Below are 25550 nucleotides of genomic sequence, written 5' to 3' on the forward strand. Positions count from 1 at the left end.
TCTAATCAAACTTACAAAACTTAACGTCTAACGAATTTACTAATTCATAGCTGAGTTTAATTACATTAATACTACATACCTACTTAATTAGATTTATCTTATTAAATTTTAACTTTTTTATTTATTTTTAGAGGTTTATTGACTAACTTTTAAATTACAATAGTAACGTTACAAAAATAACAAAGGATGAACAAGTCACTCATGTTACAAAAAAGCCTTTCTAAGAAGCTACTAACAAGCGTTTTATCCGTTTATTTTTTGCTTACCTTCGTAGTGACTTGCGGACAGGTGCTTGCTGAATATCTCAATACTAAAGACTATATACGTGATGAATTAAGTACATTACAAAAAACCTTTAGTCGTAGCTTAACACGTGCAATTTGGGAGCTTAATACCAAGCAAACAATTACAACAGCAGAAGGTTTACTCGCCATTCCCATGATTGAAGGGATTATTGTTCGAGATGACAGCGGCGAAATTATTTCACAGTTAGGGCGCTCGCTCGACATACATAAGCTATATAACCAACAGTTAGTACAAGAAGAAGCTATTTTAGAAGACGCGAAATCCGGTCTGTTTGGTTATACCTTTCCACTTATTTTTGAATTTTCTGGCCGTGCTACCCAAGTGGGTGACGTTACCTTATTTTCTAGCCGAGAAGTTGTTTTAAGCCGAATTATGGTATCAATCTACTTTTTGATTGGTAATGCGATGATTAAAACCACCTTTTTAATCATTTTATTTTTAATGGCATTTAGAAAGCTTCTTACAGATCCCTTAGCTGAGCTCACTGAGCAACTAGAAAACCTAGAATTAGATGAGCTAGAAGGACAACACATTGAAATAGAAACAGAGGAGCATAACGAACTAAAAGTAATGGAGCAGTCGTTTAACAAACTAATAGATAAAGTGGTTCAGTATAGGAAAGAGCTTGAGCACACCCAAAAAGAACTCATTATTAGTAACGAAAAACTCGATCATCACAACATACAACTTGAGCAAGACGTAGCCCGTAAAACATCAAACTTAAGCCAAGCAATGATGGAATTACAACAGCAAAAATACGAACTTGAAAAGCAAAAAATTGTGCTCACTGAAGAAATAGACTTGCGCCGCAGCACAGAGCAAGAGCTAATTACAAAACAAACTGAATCCCAACGTTATATAGAAGAATTAAGCCTTGCACAGGAACGTTTATTAGGCACAGAAAAAATGGCCGCACTAGGCGGACTTGTGGCGGGTATTACACATGATATAAACACCCCTATTGGGATAGGTGTAACGGCAATATCGTTTTTGCAAGAACGCTTAAATAAACTCGAAAGTGCTTATAGTGAAAAAACACTTTCACCAAAAGCACTAGAAGAATTTATTAACGAAGCAAAACAAAGTACAAGCTTGTTAACCACTAACTTAGATAGAGCCTCAGAGCTTATTGCTAGCTTTAAGCAAATAGCGGTCGATCAGGCCAGTGAAGCAGTAAGAACTATTAACTTTAAAGATTACACTAACGAAGTAATACGCTCACTGCATCCAAAACTAAAAAAGACATCTCACACAATAAAATTAGAATGCCCTGATGATTTAGTTTTAAATTTACCTGCAGGCGCCATCAGCCAAATTTTTACTAACTTAATAATGAATTCACTCATTCATGGCTTTGAAGGTAAAAGCAACGGTGTGATGGATATCAAAATAAGTGCAGATGACACTAACTTAACGATTGATTACAAAGATGACGGTAACGGTGTTACCAGTGAGCAATTGAAAAAGTTGTTTGACCCATTCTTTACGACTAAGCGCGATGAAGGCGGAAGCGGATTAGGTACCCATATAATGTTTAATTTAGTTAAACAAACTCTTAGCGGATCTATTGATGCAACGAGTGAACCTGGCAAAGGTCTGCGTTACTATATTCAATTTCCAAAGAACATGGCTAAGCCAATGCCTATTTTTTGATAAATATGAATAAAAAAAAGTATATGCATTAAATTTATTAAGGCGTGTTGATCTTTGGTAGTTGAATTTGCAGCAACATGTTTGGTTTTTAGGCAAGGCAGAGCCTATGTAGTGTGGTTACCCCCCATAAATAGGCGATAACGCAGCATAAATACCAAACATGCGCTGCCCTTTGAGCTCGATCTAGGGACGATTAACTCTTTGTTACCTACATGGATGTAGGTAAGGGGCGTGAGCAGGACGCGGAAGCTTTGCTCGGTTTTTACCTATTCTTACATGGATGTAAGCCAGTAGGGTAACGCAGGAGCAGTTACCGAGCCCACTAGATTACAAACCTCGCGCCGCGATTTAATCTTCCTTGGATTGAACAAATTTCAATCCATAAAGTTCAACACGCCCTAGTAACAAATCAGTCATTTCGAGATGCTGTTTTTATTGCTATGATTGGACAAATTTTTCAAATGGATCAATTCCCCTATGTGGTTTAGTAACCTTATTTGTTACCGCTTTAAGCAAGACGTTTCATACACCCAAGAAGATTTTGATAAAGCATTAGAGCAAGATTTATTTCGCCCATGTACTGGTCAAGAGCTTGCAACATTTGGTTGGACGAAAGCGTTTGGAAAGCATGGCGAAACACTATCGCATTTTTCTCAAAAAAGTATTTTAGTTTGCGCAAAACGTGAAGAAAAAGTACTCCCAGCTTCTGTTATCAACGAACTAGTTGCTGAGAAAATTGATCAGATAGAAGCCGAAGAAAACCGCCCTGTTAAAAAGAAAGAAAAAGACGAATTAAAAGAAAACATTCTTCATACTCTTCTACCCCAGGCATTTAAAAAGTCGAGCTTACAATTTGCCTTTATTGACCAAGAAAATGGCTGGGTGGTTGTAAATAGTGGCAGCTTTAATAAAGCTGAAGAGCTACTGGCACTACTTCGTAAATCGTTAGGAACGCTCCCAGTTGTACCTGCGTTTGCTAACTACGACCTAGATGTATTCTTAACTGATTGGTTAACTAACTTTAGTACACCAGAAGGCTTTGCTATTGGCTCTGACGCTGAGCTTGAAGAAGCTGACGACAGCGGTGCACAAGTAAAACTAAAAGGCCATGATCTGGCATGTGATGAGGTTAAATCGCACTTAGAAAGTGGTAAACGCGTAACTAAACTGGCACTTGATTGGCAAGAACGCCTTAAGTTTATGCTGCAAAACGATGGCTCTATCAAGCGTTTAAGCTACTCTGAAACTCTAAAAGAAGAGAACGCAGATATTCCTAAAGAAGATATGGCTTTAAAACTTGATGCTGACTTTATTTTAGCTTCTGAGGAAATAAAGCAATTACTTGAAGAACTAACTGCTGGCTTAGGTGACGTTGAAGATTTAGAAAAAGCGTAAATACCACAACCTACATAAATATTTAAACGCTTTGAAGCATTAAATAGACCCACATATAAGCAGGTTGGTATAACAGATAAAAATCCGATAGCAGTATACTGCTATCGGATTTTTTAGAAGCACTTATTTATATATTTGTTATCCGCGAACAGAATTTAGCTAACGTTCGGCGTATTAAAACCTAAGGTAATCATCTTTCAAGTAAGAGCTTACAGCAAGGTTCAAAGGAAAGTTATGTAGAGTGATATGAGATTATCTGTATTCACTTCAAGCCGGAATGCACAAAAACTGAAGTTTTGATTTTAATTGAAATCATTAACTTATTTGTGCAGATAACTTATTTGTGCAGATAACTTATTTTAGCTTTTAGCGTCTTCAACTTTAGGTTGGCGATATATTTTTATAATGTGGTATAAATTTACAAGCGACAATAAGCCGTTGGTAAAAATAACAGGTACTGCGCCAATGGCAACACCGTATGCAGTAAATACAATACAACCAAACATGTTATACCAACGCAGTTTTACTACATCTGTCATTGTTAACGATGCAACCAATAAAGCTGATGCAATATAGCCTAAATATTCCCAACTCAATTGTTCTCTCCTAGCCTTTAGGTTAGCATTACATGCACTGCTAACTTATGGCACTTATAAGTATTGCAAAGTTACAACAAAATAAAAAAGCTAACTTGCTTAAAAACCTGAAAAAGTTTGCCGGAAAATACCAGCAAATTCTTAAATCATTACACGGGAAATGAAGGTAAAATAATACTATTAGCAAAGCTAATAATATTAGTAGCAAGTTAGCGTAAATTCTTAGTGTCTTAATGCTAACGTCATTAAGATGTAATAAATAGGACAAATGTCCGAAGAGCACATTGATGTTTCAATACCATTTTTCTAGTTACCTTGTTGATCAGCTTTTAACCTTTGCCGGTAGTAGCTATCAACAATCAAAAAAAGAAGTTCTGATCCATCAAGATCAGCCTTTAAGCAAGCTTGTGCTTGTACGCAGTGGCACTGTGTCGTTTAGTTACGACGTAGGTAATGGACGACGCCTGCTGTTAGGACAATTGGATTGTAACAACACCCTTATTGGTGAAATAGAAGCGCTAAATAATAATCCGTGTATTTATACGGTAACGTGCTTTAGCGATGTAACTTATAATCTTATTGAATTAAGACATTGGCGTGCTCTGCTGCTTGAAAAACCAGAATTGAGTTTATACACCGCACAAACTATTGCGGCTAAATTTCAGGAAAACCAAAAAATCAATTTAGATAAGTTATTACTGCCGCTAAGTTACAATATAGCTAAAGATTGCTTGTTAAGAGCTGAGAACAACAACCCTACGCTACTTAGAGCCTATCCAACTGTAAATGCTGAAGCCGAACGCTTTGCTACCACTGAGCGAGCTTACAGACGTGTTGTTACAGAACTTGTCGAAAAAGGATTAGTACTTAGAAGTAACGATGGCTTACAAGCAGTCGATATTCCAAAGCTAAGTGAATATGTAGATAGCTTTGCTCAGCTTTAAGTTATTTAAAATTTACCCATAAAAAAAGGCCTTAACGGCCTTTTTTTATTTATACAAATTACTGATTACTTCTCTAGCAAAATGTCATGAATTTTCACAAGATCAGATTTACCTGCAATAATTTCATCCGGTGTTAAACCCGATAGTTCATGCGGGAACACTAACCACTCTTCAGACTCATGAATATAATAATCTGGAACAGTGTCTACTTTTGAGTTTTTTGGCTTGTAGTACGGACATGCAATACGAATATCACGTGGCAAATTTAAGCGCATAAGCTCTGAAAGCTTTTCTTTTAATGCAACAATACTACGTCCAGAGTCAAATACATCATCAACAATTAACAATGAGTCGCCTGCATTTGCGTTCTCAACAATGTAATGCAAACCGTGGACTTTAATTTCTTTAGATTGTTTACCAATACCGTAATAAGACGATGTACGTACTGCAATGTGGTCAGTCTCAATGCCTTTGTAATCGTAATATTCTTGAACAGCAATACCGATCGGTGCACCACCTCGCCAAATACCAATAATAAAATCAGGACGAAAGCCATCTTGGTATACTTGTGCCGCTACGCGGAACGAATCTTCAAGCAGCTGTTGAGCTGTGATGTAGCACTTATCTGACATAATTAGAAACCCCAGTGGTGGATATAAGATTTGAGCGCAGCTTAGAGTTAAGCAAAAATTAAACTCAAAAAGGTATTGGCGACGGATTTTACCGCAAATGAAATAAAATTGCTTGCCTGTAAATTAAAAAATAGGCACCCAAGGGTGCCTATTTTTAGTGTAAAAAGCGTAATTTAGTAAATATTATGCTTTTTCTTGTAGGGTACGAGCAACCGTACGCATACCTTGAGTTGTTGCGCCCGCTGCCCATTGGCTTGTACTGCCCATGTTAAAAGCAGCAGCTAAATCTATGTGCACCCAGCCTTTGCCATCGTTTGGCACAAAGCGTGATAAAAAGCCTGCAGCATTCGATGCACCGCCGTAACCGCCACCCTTTTGTGCACGGCTATTTGCCGTATCAGCATAAGGAGATGGGCAGTTTTGTTGATGCCATTTTTCAAGAGGAAGTGGCCAAGCAGCTTCCATTTCTTGAGATGCAAAACTTTCAACTTCACGTGCAAGTTCTTTATCAAGTGCAAATAATGCATTGTACTCTTGGCCAACAGCAACAAGCGCTGCTCCAGTTAGTGTTGCTGCATCAATGATAAGTGGAGCGCCAGTCTCTCCTGCTGCCATTAAGCCATCAGCAAGTACTAAGCGACCTTCAGCATCCGTGTTTACAATTTCAACTGTTGTGCCATTTTTGTAAGTAAGAATGTCACCTAATTTGTATGCATGACCCGAAATTAAGTTCTCAGCACAACATAAAAACAGCTTAATACGTTTTTCAATACCACGGTTAATAGCCAATGCTAAACCTGCTGTTACTGTTGCAGCGCCGCCCATGTCGCACTTCATACCAAGCATACCTTCGCTTGATTTGATTGAGTAACCACCTGAGTCAAACGTAATACCTTTACCTACAAGCGCAGCACTTACTGGTGCATTTTCGTCGCCTGTTGGGTTGTAATCAAGCTCAAGCAATACTGGTGGGCGAACACTACCGCGACCAACTGCATGAATACCAATCCACTGTTGCTCTAGTAACGCATCACCTTTAATAATTTGGTAACTCACGTGTTCAGGCGCTAATGATTGAATAAACTCAGCTGCTTTTTCAGCTAGGCTTTCTGGGTAAATGTCATCGGCAGTACCGTTAACCATTTCACGTGCCCATATTGCTGACGTTTTTAAGTGAGCAAGTTCTTTAATATCTGATTGTGCGTTATCAACAAACTCAACACCGTTTAATGATTTTGGTGTTACAAAGCCTTGGTAAAAAGCCCACTGGCTTTCTGTACACCAAGTATCACCTGCTAATTCAACATTTTTAACGCCTTGGCTTGCGATAGTACGGCCTGCTTTTTGAACATTTTTTAATGTGTCTTGCTCAGATAAATGAACAGTTGCACCGCGCTCGTTAAAAGACAATGACGCATTATCGCCCCAATGACTCGCTGCTGCTTGTTCGCTTAGTTGAACAACAAATTTTTCACTCATGTTAGAATTCCCTTGCACTTAAATGTGCCACCGAGTTTACTATAGAGCGCTTAAGTTCCCAACAGCTTGAGATAAATAACATAAATCACACTGCTGAGCAGTGTTTACGCTTTGGAAGTTATTATGAAGTACACGCCAACGCTGCAACCGGCCATATTATTAAAGCGCTATAAACGCTTTTTAGCTGATTTACAATTAAGTGATGGCAGCGAATTTACCGCCCACTGTGCAAATACAGGTAAAATGACGGGATGCGCTGAGCCAGGCTTTACTGCTTTTTATTCAACGAGCGATAACACAAAACGAAAATACCCGCATTCATTAGAGCTTACGCAAAATAACTTATCGCAGCTTATTTGTGTAAATACAGCGGTGGCTAATAAAGTAGTAGAAGAGGCAATAAACAATAATGTGATAAGTGAGCTACTTAATTACAGTCAATTGCAAAGCGAAGTTAAGTACGGCAGCGAAAACAGTCGTATCGACTTTTTACTCACAGACGAAAATAAGCCCGATTGCTATGTAGAAGTTAAATCAGTCACATTATTAAGCGAAGATGCACCACAAAGCGGGCAAGGCTACTTTCCTGATGCGCAAACACTGCGCGGGCAAAAACATATTCGCGAACTAATAGAAATGATCGAACAAGGCCACCGAGCAGTATTACTGTTCGCCGTTTTACATGAAGGAATAAATACCGTAAGTGCAGCTGCGCATATTGATAAAAAATACGCCACGTTATTAAGCCAAGCAATAATAGCCGGTGTTGAAGTATTAGCATACAAAGCCAAAATTTCAGCTAATGGAGTCTTACTTCATAAAAGAATAGCATTTATAGAATAGTGTAATAAACCAAGGGATTGAACTAAGCGTAATTTACAAAGTACTCTAATTATAGAAAGTGGTAAAAAGTGAATTATAAAAATTAACTTGTTTTTAAAGCTTTTGCCCATATAACAAGGCAAGTTTTAGAAAGCGAATATGTGAATTAATTAAAAGTGTAAATAAACTATTAATACACTTTTTACTCAGTAAGCATGGTTGAAGCTAATTCGATTAATTAAAAATAAATTTGCCTAGGGTATAAGATTCTGTTATTTATACCGCCGGCTAATGCTGAGGCATTAAATTAAGGATTTAGGAGAGAGTTATGCCAGACCAAAAGAAACATGGTTTATTGGCTCAAGCCGGTTTAGAACCATATCAAGAAAAACCAGGCGAAGAGTACATGAATGAAGCACAACGTGCTCATTTTAGAGCAATTTTAGAGACTTGGCGTAACGATTTACGTAACGAAGTTGATCGTACTAAATCGCACATGCAAGACGAAGCTGCTAACTTTCCTGACCCAGTTGACCGCGCTGCACAAGAAGAAGAATTCTCTTTAGAACTTCGTACTCGTGATCGCGAACGTAAATTAATCAAAAAAATTGAAAAAACAATTAATTTGATTAAAGAAGATGATTTTGGCTTTTGTGAGTCTTGTGGCATCGAAATTGGCATACGTCGCTTAGAAGCACGTCCTACTGCCGATTTATGCGTAGACTGTAAAACACTTGCAGAAATCAAAGAAAAGCAATCTGGACGCGGCTAATTAAAACTTATTAGTTAGTTATGTCTCCTACAGCCGTTACTGCGCCTATGCGTAAATATCGCGGTCGTTTTGCACCGTCTCCTTCTGGGCCATTACATTTTGGCTCACTTGTAGCGGCTGTGGGTAGCTACCTAGATGCAAAAGCTAACCAAGGAAAATGGTTAGTTCGTATAGAAGACATTGACACTACGCGCGTGGTTAAAAACGCCGACTCCGATATTCTAAATACCTTACAAGCCTACGCCCTTTACTGGGATGAACCTGTTGTATATCAAACGCAGCGTCTGTCTTTATATCAAGATATTACCCAATCACTTTTAGAGCAAAATCTTGTTTATGGTTGTACCTGTACTCGCAAGCAAATAAAGGCCATTGGCGGTATTTATCAGGGGCATTGCAAAGCACTTAATCATCATACTCAATCCGGCGCACTTCGTTTAGTTCAGCAACATCCAACGACCCAATTTAGTGATTTAATTCAAGGTGATATATCGGTAAATAGTGCATTATCCCACGAAGATTACTTAATTAAACGCAGTGACGGTTTATTTGCATATCAACTTGTTGTAGTCGTCGATGATATTGATCAAAAGATTAATCGAATCGTAAGAGGCGCAGATTTAATTGAACCAACAGCACGGCAAATTAGTTTGTTTAAACAACTCGACAGCCCTGTACCTGAATTTGCTCATTTACCTTTAGCGGTTGCCAAACCCGGTTTTAAACTATCTAAACAAAATTATGCCCCCGCCATTTGTAAGCAAAATCCAAAGCCTGCTTTAATTAGCGCTTTTGAATTTTTAGGGCTACCTGTTATAGCTGATTTAAGCGACTTAAATATAGAACAATTAATCGATTGGGGAATTAAAAACTTTAGCTTAAAACAGGTCCCCCAAGTATCCGAAATACAAATTTCTCAACATCCACATAGCCAGAAAGTCCAATTTACACATTTAAGTAAATAAAATAGCTAAAAACGGCTTAATTTCAACACATCAACTTAATTTTTAAACCCTGCTGGTATATGATAGCCGCCTAAATATATGCTAATTACGTCAAACAGCTTGTACTGGGTTATAACCGCCCTATTTGCTGTAACTTTTGATTGCGATGCAGAGTCAATCACACCTTCTAGGAGACAGACTATTATTTCCAAGCTTTTTCAATTTTGCCGACAAATAATCGGCCCGAATACAAGTGCACAAAGCGCTTCTGTAAGCAGTGAACCTATTGTTGTCACTCGTGGTGAGCATGGTATTTCTCGCAAACAATTTAGCCCAAATGCAATCAAAGTATTATACCGCTTAAAAGACGGTGGCTACGATGCCTACCTTGTTGGTGGTTGTATTCGCGATATATTGTTAGGCCAACAGCCAAAAGATTTTGACGTAGTTACTAATGCAACTCCAGATCAGGTAAAAAAACTATTTAGAAACTGTCGCCTGATAGGTCGTCGCTTTCGTCTAGCACACATTGTATTTGGCCGTGAAATTATCGAAGTGGCAACAATGCGTGGCCACCACGAAGCGCAAGAAGACAAAAATCAAATAAGCCAATCAAGCAATGAAGGTCAATTACTACGTGATAACGTATTTGGCAGTATTGAAGAAGATGCAGAGCGCCGCGACTTTTCAATCAACGCACTTTATTACTCAATTAAAGATTTTAGTATTCACGACTACGCTAACGGTTTAGCGGCAATTAAAGCTAAACAAATCGAGCTTATTGGCGACCCTGAAACGCGTTACCGCGAAGACCCTGTTCGTATGTTACGTGCAGTACGTTTTGCCACTAAGCTTGATATGAGCATTGCGCCTAAAAGTGAAAAGCCAATTAGCGAGCTTGCAAGCTTGCTTGACAACATTCCGCCAGCACGTTTATTTGAAGAAATTCTTAAGCTATTTTTAAACGGCAAGGCCGAAGCTAACTTTTTAATGCTGCGTAAATACGGCTTATTCCGCTCACTTTTTCCTGAACTTGATAAAATTTTAGATAAAAACCCAAGTGGCTTAGAGCACACGCTTATTCAGCAAATGTTTCAAAATACCGACAAGCGTATTAATGCCGATAAAAAAGTAACACCGGCGTTTATTTTTGCTGCCCTACTTTGGTTCCCACTGCTTGAGCGCACTAAAAAAATTCAAAGCCAAGAGCAACTATCTGAATACGATGCTTTCGCACAAGCAATGAATAAAGTACTAAGCGATAATTCACAGCATATAGCTGTTCCTAAGCGCTTTACTTTAGGTGCTCGCGATATTTGGCATATTCAGCACCGCTTAGATAAACGTGCTGGCCAACGTGCATACAGGCTAACGCAACAGCCTCGCTTTAAAGCCGCTTACGACTTTTTATTATTACGCGTAGATGCAGGCGAAACTCAGCATACAGAGCTTGCTCAGTGGTGGACACAATACTTAAGTAAAGATATAAACGGCCAAAAAGAGATGGTTAAAAGCTTAGGTCATCAAGGTGGTCCTAAGCCGCGAAAGCGCCGTCGCCCTACTAAAAAGCCAACTGAGTAATAACATGCATTGTGTTTATTTGGGTTTAGGTGCCAACCTAAACTCACCAAAAGAGCAGCTTGATAACGCGATAATTGCGCTTAAAAAGCTGCCTAATTGTGAATTTGTAAACGTATCGCATTACTATGCAAGTAAGCCTATGGGCCCACAAGATCAACCAGACTATATCAATGCCGTAGCCTGTATTAAAACGACCCTTGATCCAGAGCAATTACTTGATTTAACACAAAGTATTGAGCTTGAGCATGGTCGAGTAAGAAAAGCTGAGCGTTGGGGTCCACGCACACTTGATATCGATACCCTATTATTTGATGATCAAATTATAAATACGGCGCGCTTAACCGTGCCTCATTATGGTTTGAGTGATCGCGAGTTTGTGGTTTACCCACTATTAGAGCTTGCACCTGAACTTATTTTACCTAGCGGCATTGCATTAAAAACCATTGCAAATAACTTACCGCTCAACGACTTACAACAATTACCTCTGTAATTAACCTAGGCTTTTGCCTGCGAGGATATTATGTCTAAAATAACCGTTTCTACTTTAAATAAAATGAAAGCAGAAAATAACAAAATTACTGCATTAACAGCCTACGACGCTAGTTTTGCAAAGTTATTTCATGATAACGGCGTTGAAGTTATTTTAGTGGGCGACTCATTGGGCATGGTACTACAAGGCGGCGATGACACCCTTGGCGTAACAAATCAAGATATTGCATATCATACCCGCTGTGTACGCGCTGGTAGCCGCGAATTATTTGTAATTGCTGACTTACCTTTTATGACCTACTCAAGCGTTAGTGATACCTGTAAAAATGCAGCTGAGCTTATGCGCGCTGGCGCAAACATGATTAAACTTGAAGGCGGAGAGTGGCTTTACGAGAGCATTAAAACACTCACTCAACAAGGTATTCCAGTTTGCGGGCATTTAGGCCTTACACCACAGTCAGTACATGTATTTGGTGGCTTTAAAATACAAGGTCGCGAAGAAGATAAAGCACAAAAAATGATTGATGACGCAAAAGCACTTGAAGCTGCTGGAGCGCAATTATTAGTACTTGAGTGTATTCCAAGTGCACTGGCAAAACGCATTACAGAAGCTCTAAGTATCCCAACTATTGGTATTGGTGCAGGCAGCTTAACTGACGGCCAAATACTTGTAATGCATGACCTGGTTGGTATTTCGGCAGGTTACATTCCTAAATTTTCTAAAAACTTTTTGCTCGAAACAGGCAATATGCCTGAAGCCGTTCAAAAATATTGTACAGATGTTAAAAGTGGCGCATTTCCAAGCGCTGAACATGAGTTTAAATAATGCAATCAATAACTGAAATCAGATCGTTACGTAGTCAAATTAAAGCATGGCGCCAAGCAGGTCTTAGCGTGGCACTTGTGCCAACAATGGGCAACTTGCACCGTGGGCATTTTTCGCTAGTAGAGAAAGCAAAAAACTTGGCCGACAAAGTCGTTGTAAGTATTTTTGTAAATCCAATGCAATTTGGTGCTAACGAAGATTTAGATAACTATCCTCGTACGCTAAACGAAGACAAACAAGGCCTTGCTGAATTAGGCACTGATATTGTATTTACCCCAAGCGTAGAAACAATCTATCCTAACGGACTAGGTGCACAAAGCTTTGTAGATGTGCCTGACATTTCATTAGGCTATTGCGGCGGCTCACGTCCAGGTCACTTTAGAGGCGTTGCAACAATCGTGACTAAGTTATTTAACTTAGTGCAACCAGATTACGCCTGCTTTGGTGAAAAAGATTTTCAGCAATTACAAGTAATCAAAACTATGGCACGCGACTTATCAATTCCGGTTGAAGTTATTGGTGTACCTACAATGCGAGAAGTTTCTGGCCTTGCTATGAGCTCACGTAATGGTTACTTATCTGATGATCAAAAAGCGACTGCAACCGTATTATTTAAAGCCCTTAATACGTGCGCTGAGCAACTTAAAAGTGGCGAGAAAGACTTTGTAAAACTTGAAAGCTTAGCTAAACAAAGTTTAGAGCAAGCAGGCCTAAAACCAGACTATTTTGAGATTGCTCAACGAGATACATTAAAAACTGCTACAATCGAAGATACTCAATTTGTTATTTTAGCCGCAGCCTATTTTGGTGGTGTTAGATTGATCGACAATATCCAAGTCGAAATTTAATATTATTGCGACTCCATTTTAAGGATAAGAAGCATGCACACTTTAATAAAAACAAGCGTAGTCGCCCTTACTTTTGCACTATTGGCAGGTTGTCAAAACCAAGTTGAAAACCCTGAAATGAATCAGTGTGCTCAACAAAACTACCAGTGTGAAAGTAGTTGTGAACAGCAAACAACTGCTGAGGGCTTAAAGCAACAAGTATGCTCTGCAAAGTGTGTTGAGAGCTATAATCAATGTAAAGCACAAGCCGAAAAATTAGGTAATATTTAATTCCTAAAAGTTTTTAGTTTTAGGCACAAAAAAACCGCTCAATGAGCGGTTTTTTATTGCTTATAGTTTATCATACCAATTTTATTAAAAACATGACCATCCTAGCGTATTAAATAACTCACTAACTACGTTAAAAATTATTTATATAGAACAACTATGTATCATAATTTTAGCCTTGTTATTGCGCTATTTTCTTATCGCTATAATAACTCACTAATTTAATGCAATTGGTATTAGTTCAAACCAAGCTTCTTAAGTTCTGTTTCTACTAGCTTTGCAGAAAGTGGTACATAACCATCTTTTTCTACAATTTGCTGACCATCTTTTGAAAGTACCATTTTTAAGAATTGCGCTTCCATTGGAGACAACGGCTTGTTTGGGTGCTTATTCACATAAAGGTATAAAAAGCGAGATAATGGATATTTGCCTTGTGCAACGTTATCAAGTGTTGCATCAACAAAGTTATCGCCTTTTTTAGCTAGCGGTACTGTACGGACGCCCGATGTTTTATAACCTATACCTGAGTAACCAATTGCATTTAATGAAGATGAAATTGACTGTACTACTGATGCAGAACCCGGTTGCTCATTTACGTTATTACGGAAATCACCTTTACAAAGTGCTTTCTTTTTAAAGTAACCATACGTACCTGATACTGAGTTGCGTCCGTAAAGTTGCACATCTTTAGCTGACCAATCACCTGTTAGACCAACATCGCTCCAGCGGTTAACTTGCTCTGGTGCGCCACATTTTCGAGTAGATGAAAAGATAGCATCTACTTGGTCAATACGAAGACCTTCAATTGGGTTATCTTTATGTACAAATACAGCAAGTGCATCAATAGCTACGCGAACTTCAGTTGGCTTATAACCGTAACGTTTTTCGAATGCTTCGATTTCTTTAGATTTCATTTTACGGCTCATTGGACCTAGGTTAGCTGTACCTTCGGTAAGTGCCGGTGGAGCAGTAGAAGAACCTGCTGCTTGAATCTGAATATTTACATTTGGGTAAATACGTTTGTACTCTTCAGCCCAAAACGTCATCATGTTGGCTAAAGTGTCAGAACCTACTGATGAAAAGTTGCCTGAAACACCACTAATTTTTTGATACTCAGGAATATTTTGGTCTAGAGCAACTGCTTGTGCAGATACGAAAGTTGTAACAGCCACACCCATTGCGGCAACTAAGTTTTTAAATTTCATGTAGAGTTCTCCGGTTTGTTCGTTCCATTTTCTAACTGCTGCCCACTCTAATGTGAGTACATGACAGTTACATTACTCTTAAATGACACTTTTATGACTTGACCTATTAGCTTAATTATTTAGTCAGCGAAACTATTTTATCTATTGAAAATTCAAAAGAAAAACATGATCCTTTGTTAACTTCACTGCGAATATTTAATTTACTATCATGGCGAGTTAACACATGTTTTGTTATAGCGAGCCCTAAGCCTGAGCCACCTGTTGTTCTACTGCGAGCTTTATCTACACGATAAAAACGCTCAGTTAATCGGTTAATATGCTCAGGCGCAATACCATCACCATTATCGGTAACACTAAAACACGCTTTATTGTTTTTGCGCTGCCAGCATACTTCTACTTTACCGCCTGGTTTTGTGTAATGAATCGCGTTGAATACTAAATTAGAAAACGCACTACGCAGTTCATCCTCAGAGCCTTTAATATCAAGGGTTTTATCAATATCAAAAATAAGTTCGTGGCCTTTGTCTTGATTAATTGAGTTTGCTTCAGTGTGAATATAACCAAGTAATTGCGGCACATTTATAGCTTTATCGTTGTCTTGGCGACGAGCACCTTCAATACGCGAAAGCGATAGTAATTGGCTGACTAAGCTATCCATGCGCTTGCATTGTTCAAGCATAGTATTTTGCGCTTTGTTCCACATTGCTGGCGGCGGCATCATGTCGCCATCCATCATCTCAAGATACCCTGTAACCACTGTAAGCGGTGTACGTAGTTCATGCGACACATTCGCTACAAAGTCTTTACGCATCTGTTCAAGCTGTTTTAAGCGCGTTACATCACGTACCACAACCATAAGTTGCGTACTTGCATATGGCATTACCCTAAACTCCAGCACCTGCTCAATACTGTGACCGTTATCCAGCTCAAGCGCATCGTCAAATTCGCCTTTGTGCATGTATTTAGCAAACTTAGGTTCGCGAATTAAATTATCAAGGCGCTGACCATGATCGGTAGGCCACTGCAAACCAAGCACTTTAAGGGCTAATTGATTACACCACACAATACTTAAATCGTTTTGTAATACCACAACCGCATCAGGTACCGCTTCAGCCCCATCGCGAAAGCGACGAATTAAATCTGCAAGCTCATTACGTTTTTTACGATTACGATGCTGGAGATGATAAATACCTTCGAACACTTGCTCCCATGCACCCTCACCCTCTGGCGGATTAAAGCTGCGTTGATTAAGTAGCCAATCGCTCAAACGATAAAGTTGATGGTAGTGCCAAATAAGGAGGGAAAAAGATCCTAAAAATAAAAGCAAAAATGGCGCGCCAACCAGCACACCAATTAATAGTAAGGGTAAAAAATAGATAAACAGGCGCTTTACTAACGCCTGCTTATTAACAACTCGATACATACACTCACTTTACCTTAGAGTAGTAATACATGCGTATTTTACACATTAGCTAAGCTTTAAGCTGATCACAGCTTACTTGAAAAACGATACCCAGCGCCACGTACTGTTTGCACCAAACGGTCATGTCCAAGTGGGCCAATTGCTTTACGCAGGCGACGAATGTGAACATCAACAGTGCGATCTTCTACGTAAACGTTAGTTCCCCACACATGATCAAGCAGTTGTTCACGGCTATAAACACGCTCTGGGTGAGTCATAAAAAAGTGCAGTAATCTAAATTCGGTTGGCCCCATATCAAGCTCGTTACCTTCTGAGGTAACACGATGAGAAATAGGGTCTAAACGCAGGCCATGTACTTCAATAGCTTCTTCTAATGAGGTTGGCGATACACGGCGAATAACCGCTTTAATACGTGCCATAAGCTCTTTAGGAGAAAACGGCTTGGTGACGTAATCATCTGCACCTACTTCAAGGCCGCGTACTTTGTCTTCTTCTTCGCCGCGAGCTGTAAGCATAATAATTGGGATTTGGCGGGTGTGTTCGTTTTGCTTAAACTTTTTAGCAATTTGAATACCGCTTCCACCTGGTAACATCCAATCAAGTAAAACCATATCTGGGTAAGGTTCAACCATAGCTGCAATAGCAGAGTCGTAATCTTCTGCTTCAATTGCTTGAAATCCATTTTGCTCTAAAACAAAAACCAACATCTCCCTGATAGGAGCTTCGTCATCTACGACTAGTACTTTACGTGACATTCCAATTTATCTCTTACGCTATCGAATTAGTTTTCATTATTATGACTAAGTATGACATTTTTATGAAAGTGTAACGTGTAAATTAAAATGGTGGTAAAAAAAACACAAATTAGTGACAAAAAACCTCATTAACGTCATATTTTTAAAACCTTTTTAATATTTAACGTAATAAAAAGAGATTTACGATAAATTTATGTAATAGCTAACTTTTTAAAATTATCTTTTTTGTATCGCTATTTAAACCACTAAACAATATTAAACTAGCTGGGATCATTGTTTTACTAACCAAGACATTTTTACAGATCGATCGTTTAAAAGTAGCTTTAAAGCCCTTTTAAAATCAACAAACCCGCCTGTGTAACAAACAATACGCTCAAAAATAGATCTAAATTTTACTAAGCTCCAAATAAAGGATCAGATTTTTACCAAGCCGATCAACCCTCAGATCAGAGTTGTACCTAGTCAAAGCCATAAGTTGTTGATTGTTTATACAAATAAATAACGATCAAATTATCTCAGAACCTATATATAGCATTAAAGTGTATTTGGCTTAGTAAAGTAATGATCCGAAAAAGGCTGTGTTAGTAAATGCGTGATCCCAAAATTCCGCGTTGGTAATGCAGTGATCTGATCAAAAAACCGTAATCTGTAATATAAAAAGGGCTGACATTAAAAAAGCCAGTAACAAAGTTACTGGCTTAAATGATCAATTATAAATTGATCTATTATCTAATTTTAGGGTCTAGTTCGCCGCTTAAGTATTTAAGGTGCATTTCATCAAGTGAAATTGGCTTAATTTTACTAGCCTGACCAGAAGTACCAAACGAGTTATAGCGTGCAACGCAAATCTCTGTCATTGCTTTTGTAGCTTCAGCTAGGTATTTACGTGGATCAAAGTTAGATGGGTTAAGCGCCATATGACGGCGAATTGCACCGGTAGATGCTAAACGCAAATCGGTATCAATATTTACCTTGCGAACACCAAACTTAATGCCTTCAACAATCTGCTCAACTGGCACACCATAAGTTTCTGGAATTTCGCCACCGTACTGATTAATAATTTCTAACCATTCTTGAGGAACTGAAGATGAGCCATGCATCACTAAGTGCGTGTTAGGAATACGGGCATGAATCGCTTTAATGCGATCAATCGCTAAAATGTCATCTGTTGGTGGGCGAGTAAATTTATAAGCACCGTGTGAAGTACCGCAAGCAATTGCAAGTGCATCAACGTGTGTTTTATTTACAAAATCAGCCGCTTCTTCAGGGTCTGTTAGCATTTGATCAGTTGTTAATAACCCTTCTGCGCCAACGCCATCTTCTTCGCCAGCTTCACCTGTTTCAAGTGAACCAAGTACACCTAGCTCGCCTTCAACCGATACGCCACAGGCATGCGCCATAGCAACAGTTTCGCGCGTTACTTCTACATTGTATTCGTAGCTTGAAGGGGTTTTTCCGTCGCTCATTAACGAGCCATCCATCATTACTGATGAAAAACCAAGCTGAATTGAACGCTGACACACACCTGGCGATGTGCCGTGATCTTGATGCATTACAACTGGGATATGTGGCCATTCTTCAACGGCTGCTAAAATCATATGACGAATAAATGGAGCACCAGCATAAGCACGTGCACCAGCTGATCCCTGAACGATTACTGGGCTGTTTGTTTTGTCAGCCGCTTCCATTATTGCGCGCATTTGCTCTTGATTGTTAACATTAAAAGCAGGTACGCCGTAACCATGCTCTGCTGCATGATCTAAAAGTTGTCGCATACTGATTAAAGCCATTGGGTATTCTCCAATTTATCGACAGTAGTTCCCTACCATCTAGTTTGAACGGATGTGTTAGTTTGGCGTTATAACAACGCCACGAAAAACCACTGCTTTGCAGTAATATTCCGTCTAAATTAACGACTAAATTAGGGTGAGAGGTATTTAGTAATTAATTGTCGGTGAGGGCTATTACCCCCTCACCTTACGCCACTAAAATTACTTAGCGCGCGACTCTAGCATTTCAACTGCTGGAAGTATTTTGCCTTCTAAAAACTCTAAGAACGCACCACCACCAGTAGAAATATAAGATACTTTATCGGCAATGCCGTATTTATCGATTGCGGCTAAGGTATCACCACCACCGGCGATTGAAAACGCATTTGAGTTAGCAATTGCTTGTGCAATAGCACGAGTACCATTACCAAACTGGTCAAACTCGAACACGCCAACAGGGCCATTCCATACAACAGTGCCTGCATTTGCAATAATTTTTGCAAGCTTGCTCGCTGTATCAGGGCCAATATCAAAAATCATATCATTGCTTGTTACTTCGCTTACATCTTTAAGCGTAGCTACAGCAGATTCAGAAAACTCATTACCAACCACTACGTCAGTCGGTACCGGAATTTCACCATTATTAGCAATCGCTGCTGCACATAAACGATTCGCTTCATCCATTAAATCAGGTTCGTAAAGCGACTTACCAACGGGGCTACCTGATGCAGCAATAAAGGTATTTGCAATACCGCCGCCGGTAACTAATTGGTCAACAATTTTAGAAAGTGAATCTAAAACGGTGAGCTTAGTAGATACTTTAGAACCACCAACAATCGCCACTAATGGACGAGCTGGATTATCAAGTGCTTTGCCTAACGCTTCGAGCTCAGCCGATAACAGCGGACCTGCACATGCAACATCGGCAAATAAGCCAACGCCATGGGTAGATGCTTGTGCACGGTGAGCCGTACCAAATGCATCCATTACATATACATCACACAGTGCAGCTAGTTGCTTAGATAACGCTTCGTCGTTTTTCTTCTCGCCTTTGTTAAAGCGCACATTTTCAAAAACAACCACTTCGTTATCAGCAATATCAGCACCGTTTAGGTAATCTTTTTCTAAACGTACAGTTTGCTCTAGGGCATCATTTAAGTAATTAGCTACAGGTGCAAGCGAAAACGCTTCATCGTATTCCCCTTCCGTAGGACGGCCAAGGTGTGACATAACCATTACTTTAGCGCCTTTTTCAAGGGCTAGTTTAATAGTAGGTAGTGCTGCACGAATACGCGCATCTGACGTCACTTTACCTGCTTTAACTGGTACATTTAAATCTTCACGAATTAATACGCGTTTGCCGTTTAAATCTAAATCTGCCATTTTTATGACCGACATGAACATCTCCTTAGTTAACGATACTGAACCTGAAAAATACGTTTAAAATTATTATATTAATAAATTACTTATTCACTGCCATCATAGCACGCGCTGTGTCGAGCATACGATTAGCAAAACCCCATTCGTTATCACACCATACTAATAACTTTATCAGTCGTTTGTGACTAACACGTGTTTGTGTGCCATCAATAATACAAGAATGTGGGTCGTGATTAAAATCAACCGATACAAGCGGCTCTTCGGTATAACTTAAAATACCTTCTAAGCGGTCTTTTGCTTGTGCTTTAAGTGCATTATTTACTGCATTTAAATCTACATCGGTATTAACCGTTACACTTAAATCCATTGCCGTGACATTTATAGTAGGTACACGTACGGCGATGGCTTCAAAACGGCCTTTAAATTTAGGTAAAATACGGTCTATACCACGAGCGAGCTTTGTATCAACTGGAATAATTGATTGGCTTGCAGCGCGAGTACGGCGTAAATCATGATGATAACCATCAATCACTTGTTGATCGTTCATCGACGCATGAATCGTTGTAATAGCACCTGACTCAATACCAAATGCATCATCTAATACTTTAATAACCGGCACAACACAGTTAGTTGTACACGATCCGTTAGAAACAATTGTGTGCTCGCTTTTAAGCTCATCGTCGTTAATGCCATACACAATCGTAGCATCAACATCGTTATCGGCCGGATGCGAAAACAACACCTTTTTAGCGCCTGCGGTAATATGTAACTGCGCATGTTCACGCGAGTGATAAACACCCGTACATTCAAGTACAACGTCTACATCGAGCGTTTGCCAAGGTAATTCAATTGGGTTTTCTTCACAAAAAAGTGCAATGGTATCGCCTGCAACACTAATGGTGTCTTCACCAAGTTTTACAGGAAAAGAAAAACGACCGTGGGATGTGTCGTATTTTAATAAATGAGCAATAGCTTCAGGATCAGCAAGTTCGTTAATCGCAACAATTTTTATATCGTCGCTCAAACCAGACTCGTATAACGCGCGGACAATATTTCGACCAATACGACCAAAACCATTAATTGCAAGTTTGATTGCCATGAAATATAAAATCCACTCTTTTAGCGTGCAGATAAAGGCAATACGCCTTTTAGATGTCTGTATTGTAATCGACCTTGCATCTGATTATAAGAGGGAAGCATTAGAAACTTTAAATTAAGAGCAAAGAGCTTAGGCATTGCAAGCTCTTCGAGGGGTCTGACTTTTTAAATTAAGTTTTTTATACTAAATTTTTCAAAGCGTTAATTATATCTTCTGGCTCAGAACGAGTACGATAATCAACATCAACATACCGCCAAGTCACTTTACCTTGTTTATCTAAAACAAAGGTGGCAGGGATCGGTAAAACACTACTATTGCCATTGTTCACCGACTCTAAATCTAGGCCTCGGTCTACTCGCATATGCTCGAGTAAAAATGTGGGTACTTGCCATGCTACTCCGTAGCTTGCTGCTACATCGGCATTTTGATCACTCAGCACTAAAAAATCCATGTTAATTATATCGCTTTCGCTCATTGAGCCATCGGGTACTTGCGGGCTAATAGCCACCAGCTGCGCACCTAAAGCATGAATTTCAGGTAAACGTGACTGCAGTGCTTTCAGTTGTAAATTACAGTACGGACACCAACTACCTCGATAAAAAGTAACAACCACAGGCCCTTTAGCAAGTAACTCAGTTAACTGCACCGATTGACCATGTTGATTTGGTAACTCAAAACTTGGTGCAATTTGGTTTAAATCAAGTGCATTAGCACCTTGTTGAAACGCTTTTGCTTATGCAATCGTTTCATCAACACCTTTAATAAAATCAGGATTACCTTTGCGCCCTGCTGCTACTTTTGCCTCAGTTTGTGCTTTTAACGTGTTGGTTTCATCGCTCATAATATGGCTACCTTCAAATTAATCAAAAACTTAAAGCCAGCTTACATTATGAAAATGTATTTGAAATGAAAATTTTAACTTAATCATTTACCTCTAAATCAAACACCACGTTTATTGATGATTTAAATGTAATAGTTTCTTGTAAATAACTGCCTTGCTCGAATGGATTTCTAGTAACTTTAGAGCCGGTCACAACTATTCTCTCAAAATCATCTACGCCATAACCATAACTTGAACGGTTAGAATTTGAATTAATACTGTAAATTTTTCCAATCTCTGCGCCAAATGCTTTGGCAAGCTTACCCCCTTTAACTATAGCGTTATCTATTGCGCCTTGTGTTGCTTCAGCTTCTAACTGCGAGGCTTTTGAAGACATAAGCTCAATATTCGTCAGTTCATTAATTTTTACACTTAGTGCAAAATCGATAAAATCATTCACTTTTTCAATATTTCTTAATGTTACTTTAAGTGTTCGTGTTGCTACATATCCTGCATTAATTGCTGTACCGCTCTCGACATTAAACATATCGTCATCATTATGAGTTAACAGGCTTGTAGCAGAAACATCAGTCTCCTTAACACCATACTTGCTTAAACCTTTAAGTAACAAATTTACTCGGTCATCAACATCACGTTTAGCATCAAGTGATTTGTCTTTAAAGCTTATTACTTCAAAAGAAATCTTAGCCATATCGGGCTTTGCTAATACCTCAGCAGTACCCTGCACTGCAATATGGCGATTAGCAGGTAAGCTTGAATTAGCAAAAGTGATAAGTGGGAATAATGTTAGAAAAATAGTAGTGATGAGTTTCATATTCGTTCCTTGAGGTAATTAGTTAAATAATGATTATGTAACCGTACTTATAGTCATACGGATAACAATAAAAGTAAACTGCTCTTTATTGTAGGCGGGAGTTTATCTCGCGCGGCATAAAGCCCCGCCTACAGCCAACCTACGTCAACTCGCCTACTTTTAACTCTTTGCCGCGGCTTATTTGATGGCACTGGGCTAGCAGTAACTCGGCGGTCGCTTGTGCATCGGTTAATGCGTGGTGGCAATGATAGCCTGGTAGCTCATAACGTGTGCGGCAAGCATTAAGGGTTAAATCATCTTGTTTTATTTCAGTTGAATGATGGAGTAAGCGCTTTTGTTCAATATGGAGTGTGTCGATTATAAGTTTAGGACGTATAGTTATATTGGCATTTTTAAGCGCTATTTTTAAAAACCCCCAATCGAGCATGGCATTATGAAACACTAGAATACAATCACTAAAGTGGCTGCTTAGTTGCGTTAATATACTGCACAAGCTCTGTCCTTTTGTTATAGCATCGTCGCTAATCCCATGAAAAACAGGGCTTTGCTCAAGGCTTTTTACGTTTTTATTTATAAGGTGCTGCGACTCGCTCATTTTTATACATTGGTTATCTATTATCACCCACGCTACCGATACAATTTCGTGCTGTTTTGCATCAAGCCCAGTGAGCTCTAAATCAATCACTAAGTAACGTTGTTGTAAGGCATTTTTACCTAGTAATTTACGGCGCTTTAAATACCGAGTGAGCAGCTTTTTTACCATGTTAGTAATCCATCATTATAAACTGCCACGAGCAAACTTAAACGCGGCGGCTTGCTGCGCTTGTTTAACAAGGTAAAACGCTTCTTTTAGCTGATGGCGCTCTAGTGAGTTTAATTTATTAGGATTAATACAATTACTCGGTAAGCCCTCTTCGTTTATTTGTGTACTCAAGCGCAACTGCGTTAAGAACCGCCAGCAGTCTTTTAGGTTGTATATATCTTCTTTGCTGATCAGTTTATGTTTTAGTAGTGCGTCCAACCGCTCTTGCGTGTTGGCGCGCCTAATACCCGCTTTTAAAGCGTATAACCGCACTATGTCATTTATAATTACTACACCGCGTTTTTTTAAATCTATGTATTTATTATTTTGATCTGTTTTTTCTGTTTTAAATTTATTAAATAAACCAATTGGCACGCTGTTGCTGCTTATGTCGGTTGCCATTGCGGCATAGAATAAGTCGTTACGCGATATACGAATTAGTTGCTCGCAAAAAGCCGTGTATAAAGCGTTTGAACCTTCAATAAATCGCAGGTCAAAAAATATCTTACAGTTAAGCATTGCATTTGGAGTAGGGCTTTTTATCCATTTAAAAAAGCGCTCGCTCCAGTCGTTTACGCTCATACGGCACTCATCGCTGCTTGCCATAATATTACCTGGGCAACGCCTAATGCCGCACTCAACTAAGTTTTCACATACAAACTCTCCCATACTTTTAAAGTAAGCGTGTTGTTCGGTGGTTAAGTCGTTAGGGAGTAATAAGCCGTTATCTTGATCTGAATGCAGGGTTTGTTCTTCGCGTGCTTGCGAGCCAAAGCAAATAAAACTAAAGCTGGTTGGCGCTGCGCCATGCTCTTCTTGAAATAAGTGAATCAGGCGCGATGTAAGCGCATCGGTTAAACCACTGAGTAATTTACCAATTAGCGATATGTCGTCAATGTTGTACGAAAAACCACGCAAAAGTTCAGGGATTTCTTTTGCGTAGCGTTTTAAATCAGTAACAGTATGCGCTTTATATATGCGCCCAATAAGCTGTACGGGGTCGCTTTTTTGTTGGCGTAGTAAATCGGTGCTGGTTATCATCCCTATCGGGTTATGGTTTTCGTCAAGCACGGGCAAATGGTGAATATTGTATTTAAGCATTAAGTGCAGCGCTGAAAACACTCGGTTATTTTCAAATATAAACTTAGGTTTGGCGGTCATAATACTGCTTACTGCGTCTTGTGGATCTACCTCGTCGGCAAGTACTCGGTTGCGTAAGTCGCGGTCGGTTACCACCCCTACTAAGTGCGCGTGCTGCGTTATCATTATTGACGACACACCATGCTCTTTCATTTTTTTAGCGCTTTGCCTAATACTTGCATCGGGCATAAGCGTAATTGCTGTGCGCGTCATCAGCTCTGATATTTTACGTTCCGACCAGCTATCGTTTTTACTTTTATAATGCGATGACAACAACCGGTTAGCATGAGCGCGTACAAAGTATTGCTCAAACGATTTATATTCTCTGCGTAAAAAATCAAAATGCGTTTGAGAGAGCATATACACTATGCCCTCTTTTTGTACTTCTAACCTATTTTGAATTGCCTCACCGGTTAACAGCGACGGAAAACCAAAATAGTCACCTTGCGCTAAGCGCGTAACAACATCGCCCTTGCCATCAACTAGGTCGTACAAACCAGAGCGAATTAAAAATAGTTTAGGGTTTTCACTTTGTAACCACTGAGTCTGGTTTTCGCGGGTAAGGTAAATAATATCAAGATGATTTACAAAGTATTCGCATGCGCTGCTATCAAGCATAGTAAAAGGCGCTTGCAAACAAACGTATTGGGCTATTTCTTGTTGTTCTACACTCATTGTATTCGCTCTTTAAATGGTGATGTACCAATCTAATGTACTTATTTATTAAACAAATAAAAAGCCCGACTAAAGTCGGGCTTTGGGTGCTTT

The 25550-nt window shown here is 39.2% G+C and carries 23 protein-coding genes and 1 pseudogene; 11 read left to right on the forward strand and 13 right to left on the reverse strand.

The annotated features are described in order from the left end of the window. Positions 1-201 precede the first annotated feature (201 nt). Together H5115_RS04345 and rdgC are read left to right on the forward strand one after the other, a co-directional pair. Entirely contained in the window at positions 202-1959 is a 1758-nt protein-coding gene (locus H5115_RS04345) for a sensor histidine kinase (RefSeq protein ID WP_182753838.1), read from the forward strand. Between the two features lie 477 nt (positions 1960-2436). Beyond that, on the forward strand, positions 2437-3354 hold the full coding sequence (rdgC, locus tag H5115_RS04350) for a recombination-associated protein RdgC (RefSeq protein ID WP_002962662.1): 918 nt from the start codon (positions 2437-2439) through the stop codon (positions 3352-3354). A gap of 359 nt (positions 3355-3713) precedes the next feature. Here rdgC and H5115_RS04355 read toward each other — a convergent pair whose 3' ends face one another. Next, positions 3714-3950 carry a YgjV family protein gene (locus H5115_RS04355; protein ID WP_002962663.1) on the reverse strand — a complete coding sequence of 79 codons (237 nt, stop codon included), beginning with the start codon at positions 3948-3950 and terminating at the stop codon, positions 3714-3716. Positions 3951-4237: 287 nt separating this feature from the next. Between H5115_RS04355 and H5115_RS04360 the strand changes: the two genes are divergently transcribed. After that, entirely contained in the window at positions 4238-4894 is a 657-nt protein-coding gene (locus H5115_RS04360) for a Crp/Fnr family transcriptional regulator (protein WP_002962665.1), read from the forward strand. Positions 4895-4959: 65 nt separating this feature from the next. On the opposite strand, the gene H5115_RS04365 is transcribed toward H5115_RS04360, so the two are convergent. Both H5115_RS04365 and pepB read right to left on the reverse strand, forming a co-directional pair. Beyond that, on the reverse strand, positions 4960-5526 hold the full coding sequence (locus tag H5115_RS04365) for a phosphoribosyltransferase (protein ID WP_002962666.1): 567 nt from the start codon (positions 5524-5526) through the stop codon (positions 4960-4962). 183 nt (positions 5527-5709) lie between these two features. Beyond that, entirely contained in the window at positions 5710-7005 is a 1296-nt protein-coding gene (gene pepB / locus H5115_RS04370; RefSeq protein WP_002962668.1) for an aminopeptidase PepB, read from the reverse strand. Positions 7006-7128: 123 nt separating this feature from the next. Here pepB and sfsA point away from each other — a divergent pair, with 123 nt between their 5' ends. The 8 genes from sfsA (at position 7129) to H5115_RS04410 (ending at position 13557) form a co-directional block, all read left to right on the forward strand. After that, the gene (sfsA, locus tag H5115_RS04375) at positions 7129-7848 is read left to right on the forward strand and encodes a DNA/RNA nuclease SfsA (protein WP_182673946.1); all 720 of its coding nucleotides are present in this window, start codon (positions 7129-7131) and stop codon (positions 7846-7848) included. A 307-nt stretch (positions 7849-8155) separates the two neighbouring features. Next, positions 8156-8599, forward strand: coding sequence for an RNA polymerase-binding protein DksA (gene dksA / locus H5115_RS04380; RefSeq protein ID WP_149594063.1), 444 nt, complete (start codon positions 8156-8158; stop codon positions 8597-8599). A 20-nt stretch (positions 8600-8619) separates the two neighbouring features. Then, positions 8620-9564 carry a tRNA glutamyl-Q(34) synthetase GluQRS gene (gluQRS, locus tag H5115_RS04385; RefSeq protein ID WP_182753840.1) on the forward strand — a complete coding sequence of 315 codons (945 nt, stop codon included), beginning with the start codon at positions 8620-8622 and terminating at the stop codon, positions 9562-9564. Positions 9565-9642: 78 nt separating this feature from the next. Beyond that, positions 9643-11124, forward strand: a complete 1482-nt coding sequence (gene pcnB / locus H5115_RS04390) for a polynucleotide adenylyltransferase PcnB (RefSeq protein ID WP_206013271.1) — start codon at positions 9643-9645, stop codon at positions 11122-11124. A 4-nt stretch (positions 11125-11128) separates the two neighbouring features. Continuing rightward, a complete protein-coding gene (folK, locus tag H5115_RS04395) occupies positions 11129-11614 on the forward strand; it encodes a 2-amino-4-hydroxy-6-hydroxymethyldihydropteridine diphosphokinase (protein WP_002962677.1) in 486 nt (161 codons plus the stop codon). 30 nt (positions 11615-11644) lie between these two features. Next, the gene (panB, locus tag H5115_RS04400; RefSeq protein WP_182753842.1) at positions 11645-12439 is read left to right on the forward strand and encodes a 3-methyl-2-oxobutanoate hydroxymethyltransferase; all 795 of its coding nucleotides are present in this window, start codon (positions 11645-11647) and stop codon (positions 12437-12439) included. Beyond that, positions 12439-13287, forward strand: coding sequence for a pantoate--beta-alanine ligase (gene panC / locus H5115_RS04405; protein WP_138489570.1), 849 nt, complete (start codon positions 12439-12441; stop codon positions 13285-13287). Before panB ends, panC begins: the two co-directional genes overlap by 1 nt. 33 nt (positions 13288-13320) lie before the next feature. Then, the gene (locus H5115_RS04410) at positions 13321-13557 is read left to right on the forward strand and encodes a hypothetical protein (RefSeq protein WP_182753844.1); all 237 of its coding nucleotides are present in this window, start codon (positions 13321-13323) and stop codon (positions 13555-13557) included. Positions 13558-13790: 233 nt separating this feature from the next. On the opposite strand, the gene H5115_RS04415 is transcribed toward H5115_RS04410, so the two are convergent. From H5115_RS04415 to H5115_RS04460, 10 genes and pseudogenes are all read right to left on the reverse strand, one after another. Then, complete coding sequence (locus tag H5115_RS04415) at positions 13791-14759, reverse strand: PstS family phosphate ABC transporter substrate-binding protein (protein ID WP_182753846.1); 969 nt, start codon at positions 14757-14759, stop codon at positions 13791-13793. A 115-nt stretch (positions 14760-14874) separates the two neighbouring features. Next, positions 14875-16182, reverse strand: a complete 1308-nt coding sequence (phoR, locus tag H5115_RS04420; RefSeq protein ID WP_002962688.1) for a phosphate regulon sensor histidine kinase PhoR — start codon at positions 16180-16182, stop codon at positions 14875-14877. Positions 16183-16247: 65 nt separating this feature from the next. Next, positions 16248-16937: a phosphate regulon transcriptional regulator PhoB gene (phoB, locus tag H5115_RS04425; protein ID WP_006791869.1), complete on the reverse strand. Its 690-nt coding sequence runs from the start codon at positions 16935-16937 to the stop codon at positions 16248-16250. A 725-nt stretch (positions 16938-17662) separates the two neighbouring features. Continuing rightward, positions 17663-18727 (reverse strand): class II fructose-bisphosphate aldolase, encoded by a 1065-nt coding sequence (gene fba, locus H5115_RS04430; protein ID WP_002961523.1) that lies wholly within the window; start codon positions 18725-18727, stop codon positions 17663-17665. A gap of 201 nt (positions 18728-18928) precedes the next feature. Then, positions 18929-20104: a phosphoglycerate kinase gene (locus H5115_RS04435; RefSeq protein ID WP_182753848.1), complete on the reverse strand. Its 1176-nt coding sequence runs from the start codon at positions 20102-20104 to the stop codon at positions 18929-18931. Positions 20105-20168: 64 nt separating this feature from the next. Beyond that, on the reverse strand, positions 20169-21185 hold the full coding sequence (gene epd / locus H5115_RS04440) for an erythrose-4-phosphate dehydrogenase (RefSeq protein WP_002961528.1): 1017 nt from the start codon (positions 21183-21185) through the stop codon (positions 20169-20171). A 178-nt stretch (positions 21186-21363) separates the two neighbouring features. Beyond that, positions 21364-22026, reverse strand: a pseudogene (locus tag H5115_RS04445) (peroxiredoxin-like family protein). A 79-nt stretch (positions 22027-22105) separates the two neighbouring features. Next, positions 22106-22840, reverse strand: a complete 735-nt coding sequence (locus tag H5115_RS04450; RefSeq protein WP_182753850.1) for an SIMPL domain-containing protein — start codon at positions 22838-22840, stop codon at positions 22106-22108. Positions 22841-22979: 139 nt separating this feature from the next. Next, positions 22980-23603 (reverse strand): 3'-5' exonuclease, encoded by a 624-nt coding sequence (locus H5115_RS04455; RefSeq protein ID WP_182673952.1) that lies wholly within the window; start codon positions 23601-23603, stop codon positions 22980-22982. Between the two features lie 15 nt (positions 23604-23618). Then, positions 23619-25457: a DUF294 nucleotidyltransferase-like domain-containing protein gene (locus H5115_RS04460; RefSeq protein WP_182753852.1), complete on the reverse strand. Its 1839-nt coding sequence runs from the start codon at positions 25455-25457 to the stop codon at positions 23619-23621. Between the last annotated feature and the right edge of the window lie 93 nt (positions 25458-25550).

The sequence above is a fragment of the Pseudoalteromonas sp. SR44-2 genome, from assembly GCF_014163745.1.
Classification (GTDB): Bacteria; Pseudomonadota; Gammaproteobacteria; order Enterobacterales; family Alteromonadaceae; genus Pseudoalteromonas; species Pseudoalteromonas distincta.

What these genes read in the sequence shown, in the direction of transcription:
- gluQRS (WP_182753840.1), top strand. Translation starts at nt 8,620, where the DNA reads ATGTCTCCTACAGCCGTTACTGCGCCTATGCGTAAATATCGCGGTCGT.
- dksA (WP_149594063.1), top strand. Translation starts at nt 8,156, where the DNA reads ATGCCAGACCAAAAGAAACATGGTTTATTGGCTCAAGCCGGTTTAGAA.
- H5115_RS04365 (WP_002962666.1), bottom strand. Translation starts at nt 5,526, where the DNA reads ATGTCAGATAAGTGCTACATCACAGCTCAACAGCTGCTTGAAGATTCG.
- rdgC (WP_002962662.1), top strand. Translation starts at nt 2,437, where the DNA reads ATGTGGTTTAGTAACCTTATTTGTTACCGCTTTAAGCAAGACGTTTCA.
- H5115_RS04455 (WP_182673952.1), bottom strand. Translation starts at nt 23,603, where the DNA reads ATGGTAAAAAAGCTGCTCACTCGGTATTTAAAGCGCCGTAAATTACTA.
- phoB (WP_006791869.1), bottom strand. Translation starts at nt 16,937, where the DNA reads ATGTCACGTAAAGTACTAGTCGTAGATGACGAAGCTCCTATCAGGGAG.
- H5115_RS04450 (WP_182753850.1), bottom strand. Translation starts at nt 22,840, where the DNA reads ATGAAACTCATCACTACTATTTTTCTAACATTATTCCCACTTATCACT.
- panB (WP_182753842.1), top strand. Translation starts at nt 11,645, where the DNA reads ATGTCTAAAATAACCGTTTCTACTTTAAATAAAATGAAAGCAGAAAAT.
- H5115_RS04435 (WP_182753848.1), bottom strand. Translation starts at nt 20,104, where the DNA reads ATGTCGGTCATAAAAATGGCAGATTTAGATTTAAACGGCAAACGCGTA.
- pepB (WP_002962668.1), bottom strand. Translation starts at nt 7,005, where the DNA reads ATGAGTGAAAAATTTGTTGTTCAACTAAGCGAACAAGCAGCAGCGAGT.
- H5115_RS04460 (WP_182753852.1), bottom strand. Translation starts at nt 25,457, where the DNA reads ATGAGTGTAGAACAACAAGAAATAGCCCAATACGTTTGTTTGCAAGCG.
- phoR (WP_002962688.1), bottom strand. Translation starts at nt 16,182, where the DNA reads ATGTATCGAGTTGTTAATAAGCAGGCGTTAGTAAAGCGCCTGTTTATC.
- panC (WP_138489570.1), top strand. Translation starts at nt 12,439, where the DNA reads ATGCAATCAATAACTGAAATCAGATCGTTACGTAGTCAAATTAAAGCA.
- fba (WP_002961523.1), bottom strand. Translation starts at nt 18,727, where the DNA reads ATGGCTTTAATCAGTATGCGACAACTTTTAGATCATGCAGCAGAGCAT.
- H5115_RS04415 (WP_182753846.1), bottom strand. Translation starts at nt 14,759, where the DNA reads ATGAAATTTAAAAACTTAGTTGCCGCAATGGGTGTGGCTGTTACAACT.
- folK (WP_002962677.1), top strand. Translation starts at nt 11,129, where the DNA reads ATGCATTGTGTTTATTTGGGTTTAGGTGCCAACCTAAACTCACCAAAA.
- H5115_RS04345 (WP_182753838.1), top strand. Translation starts at nt 202, where the DNA reads ATGTTACAAAAAAGCCTTTCTAAGAAGCTACTAACAAGCGTTTTATCC.
- pcnB (WP_206013271.1), top strand. Translation starts at nt 9,643, where the DNA reads ATGCTAATTACGTCAAACAGCTTGTACTGGGTTATAACCGCCCTATTT.
- epd (WP_002961528.1), bottom strand. Translation starts at nt 21,185, where the DNA reads ATGGCAATCAAACTTGCAATTAATGGTTTTGGTCGTATTGGTCGAAAT.
- H5115_RS04360 (WP_002962665.1), top strand. Translation starts at nt 4,238, where the DNA reads ATGTTTCAATACCATTTTTCTAGTTACCTTGTTGATCAGCTTTTAACC.
- H5115_RS04410 (WP_182753844.1), top strand. Translation starts at nt 13,321, where the DNA reads ATGCACACTTTAATAAAAACAAGCGTAGTCGCCCTTACTTTTGCACTA.
- sfsA (WP_182673946.1), top strand. Translation starts at nt 7,129, where the DNA reads ATGAAGTACACGCCAACGCTGCAACCGGCCATATTATTAAAGCGCTAT.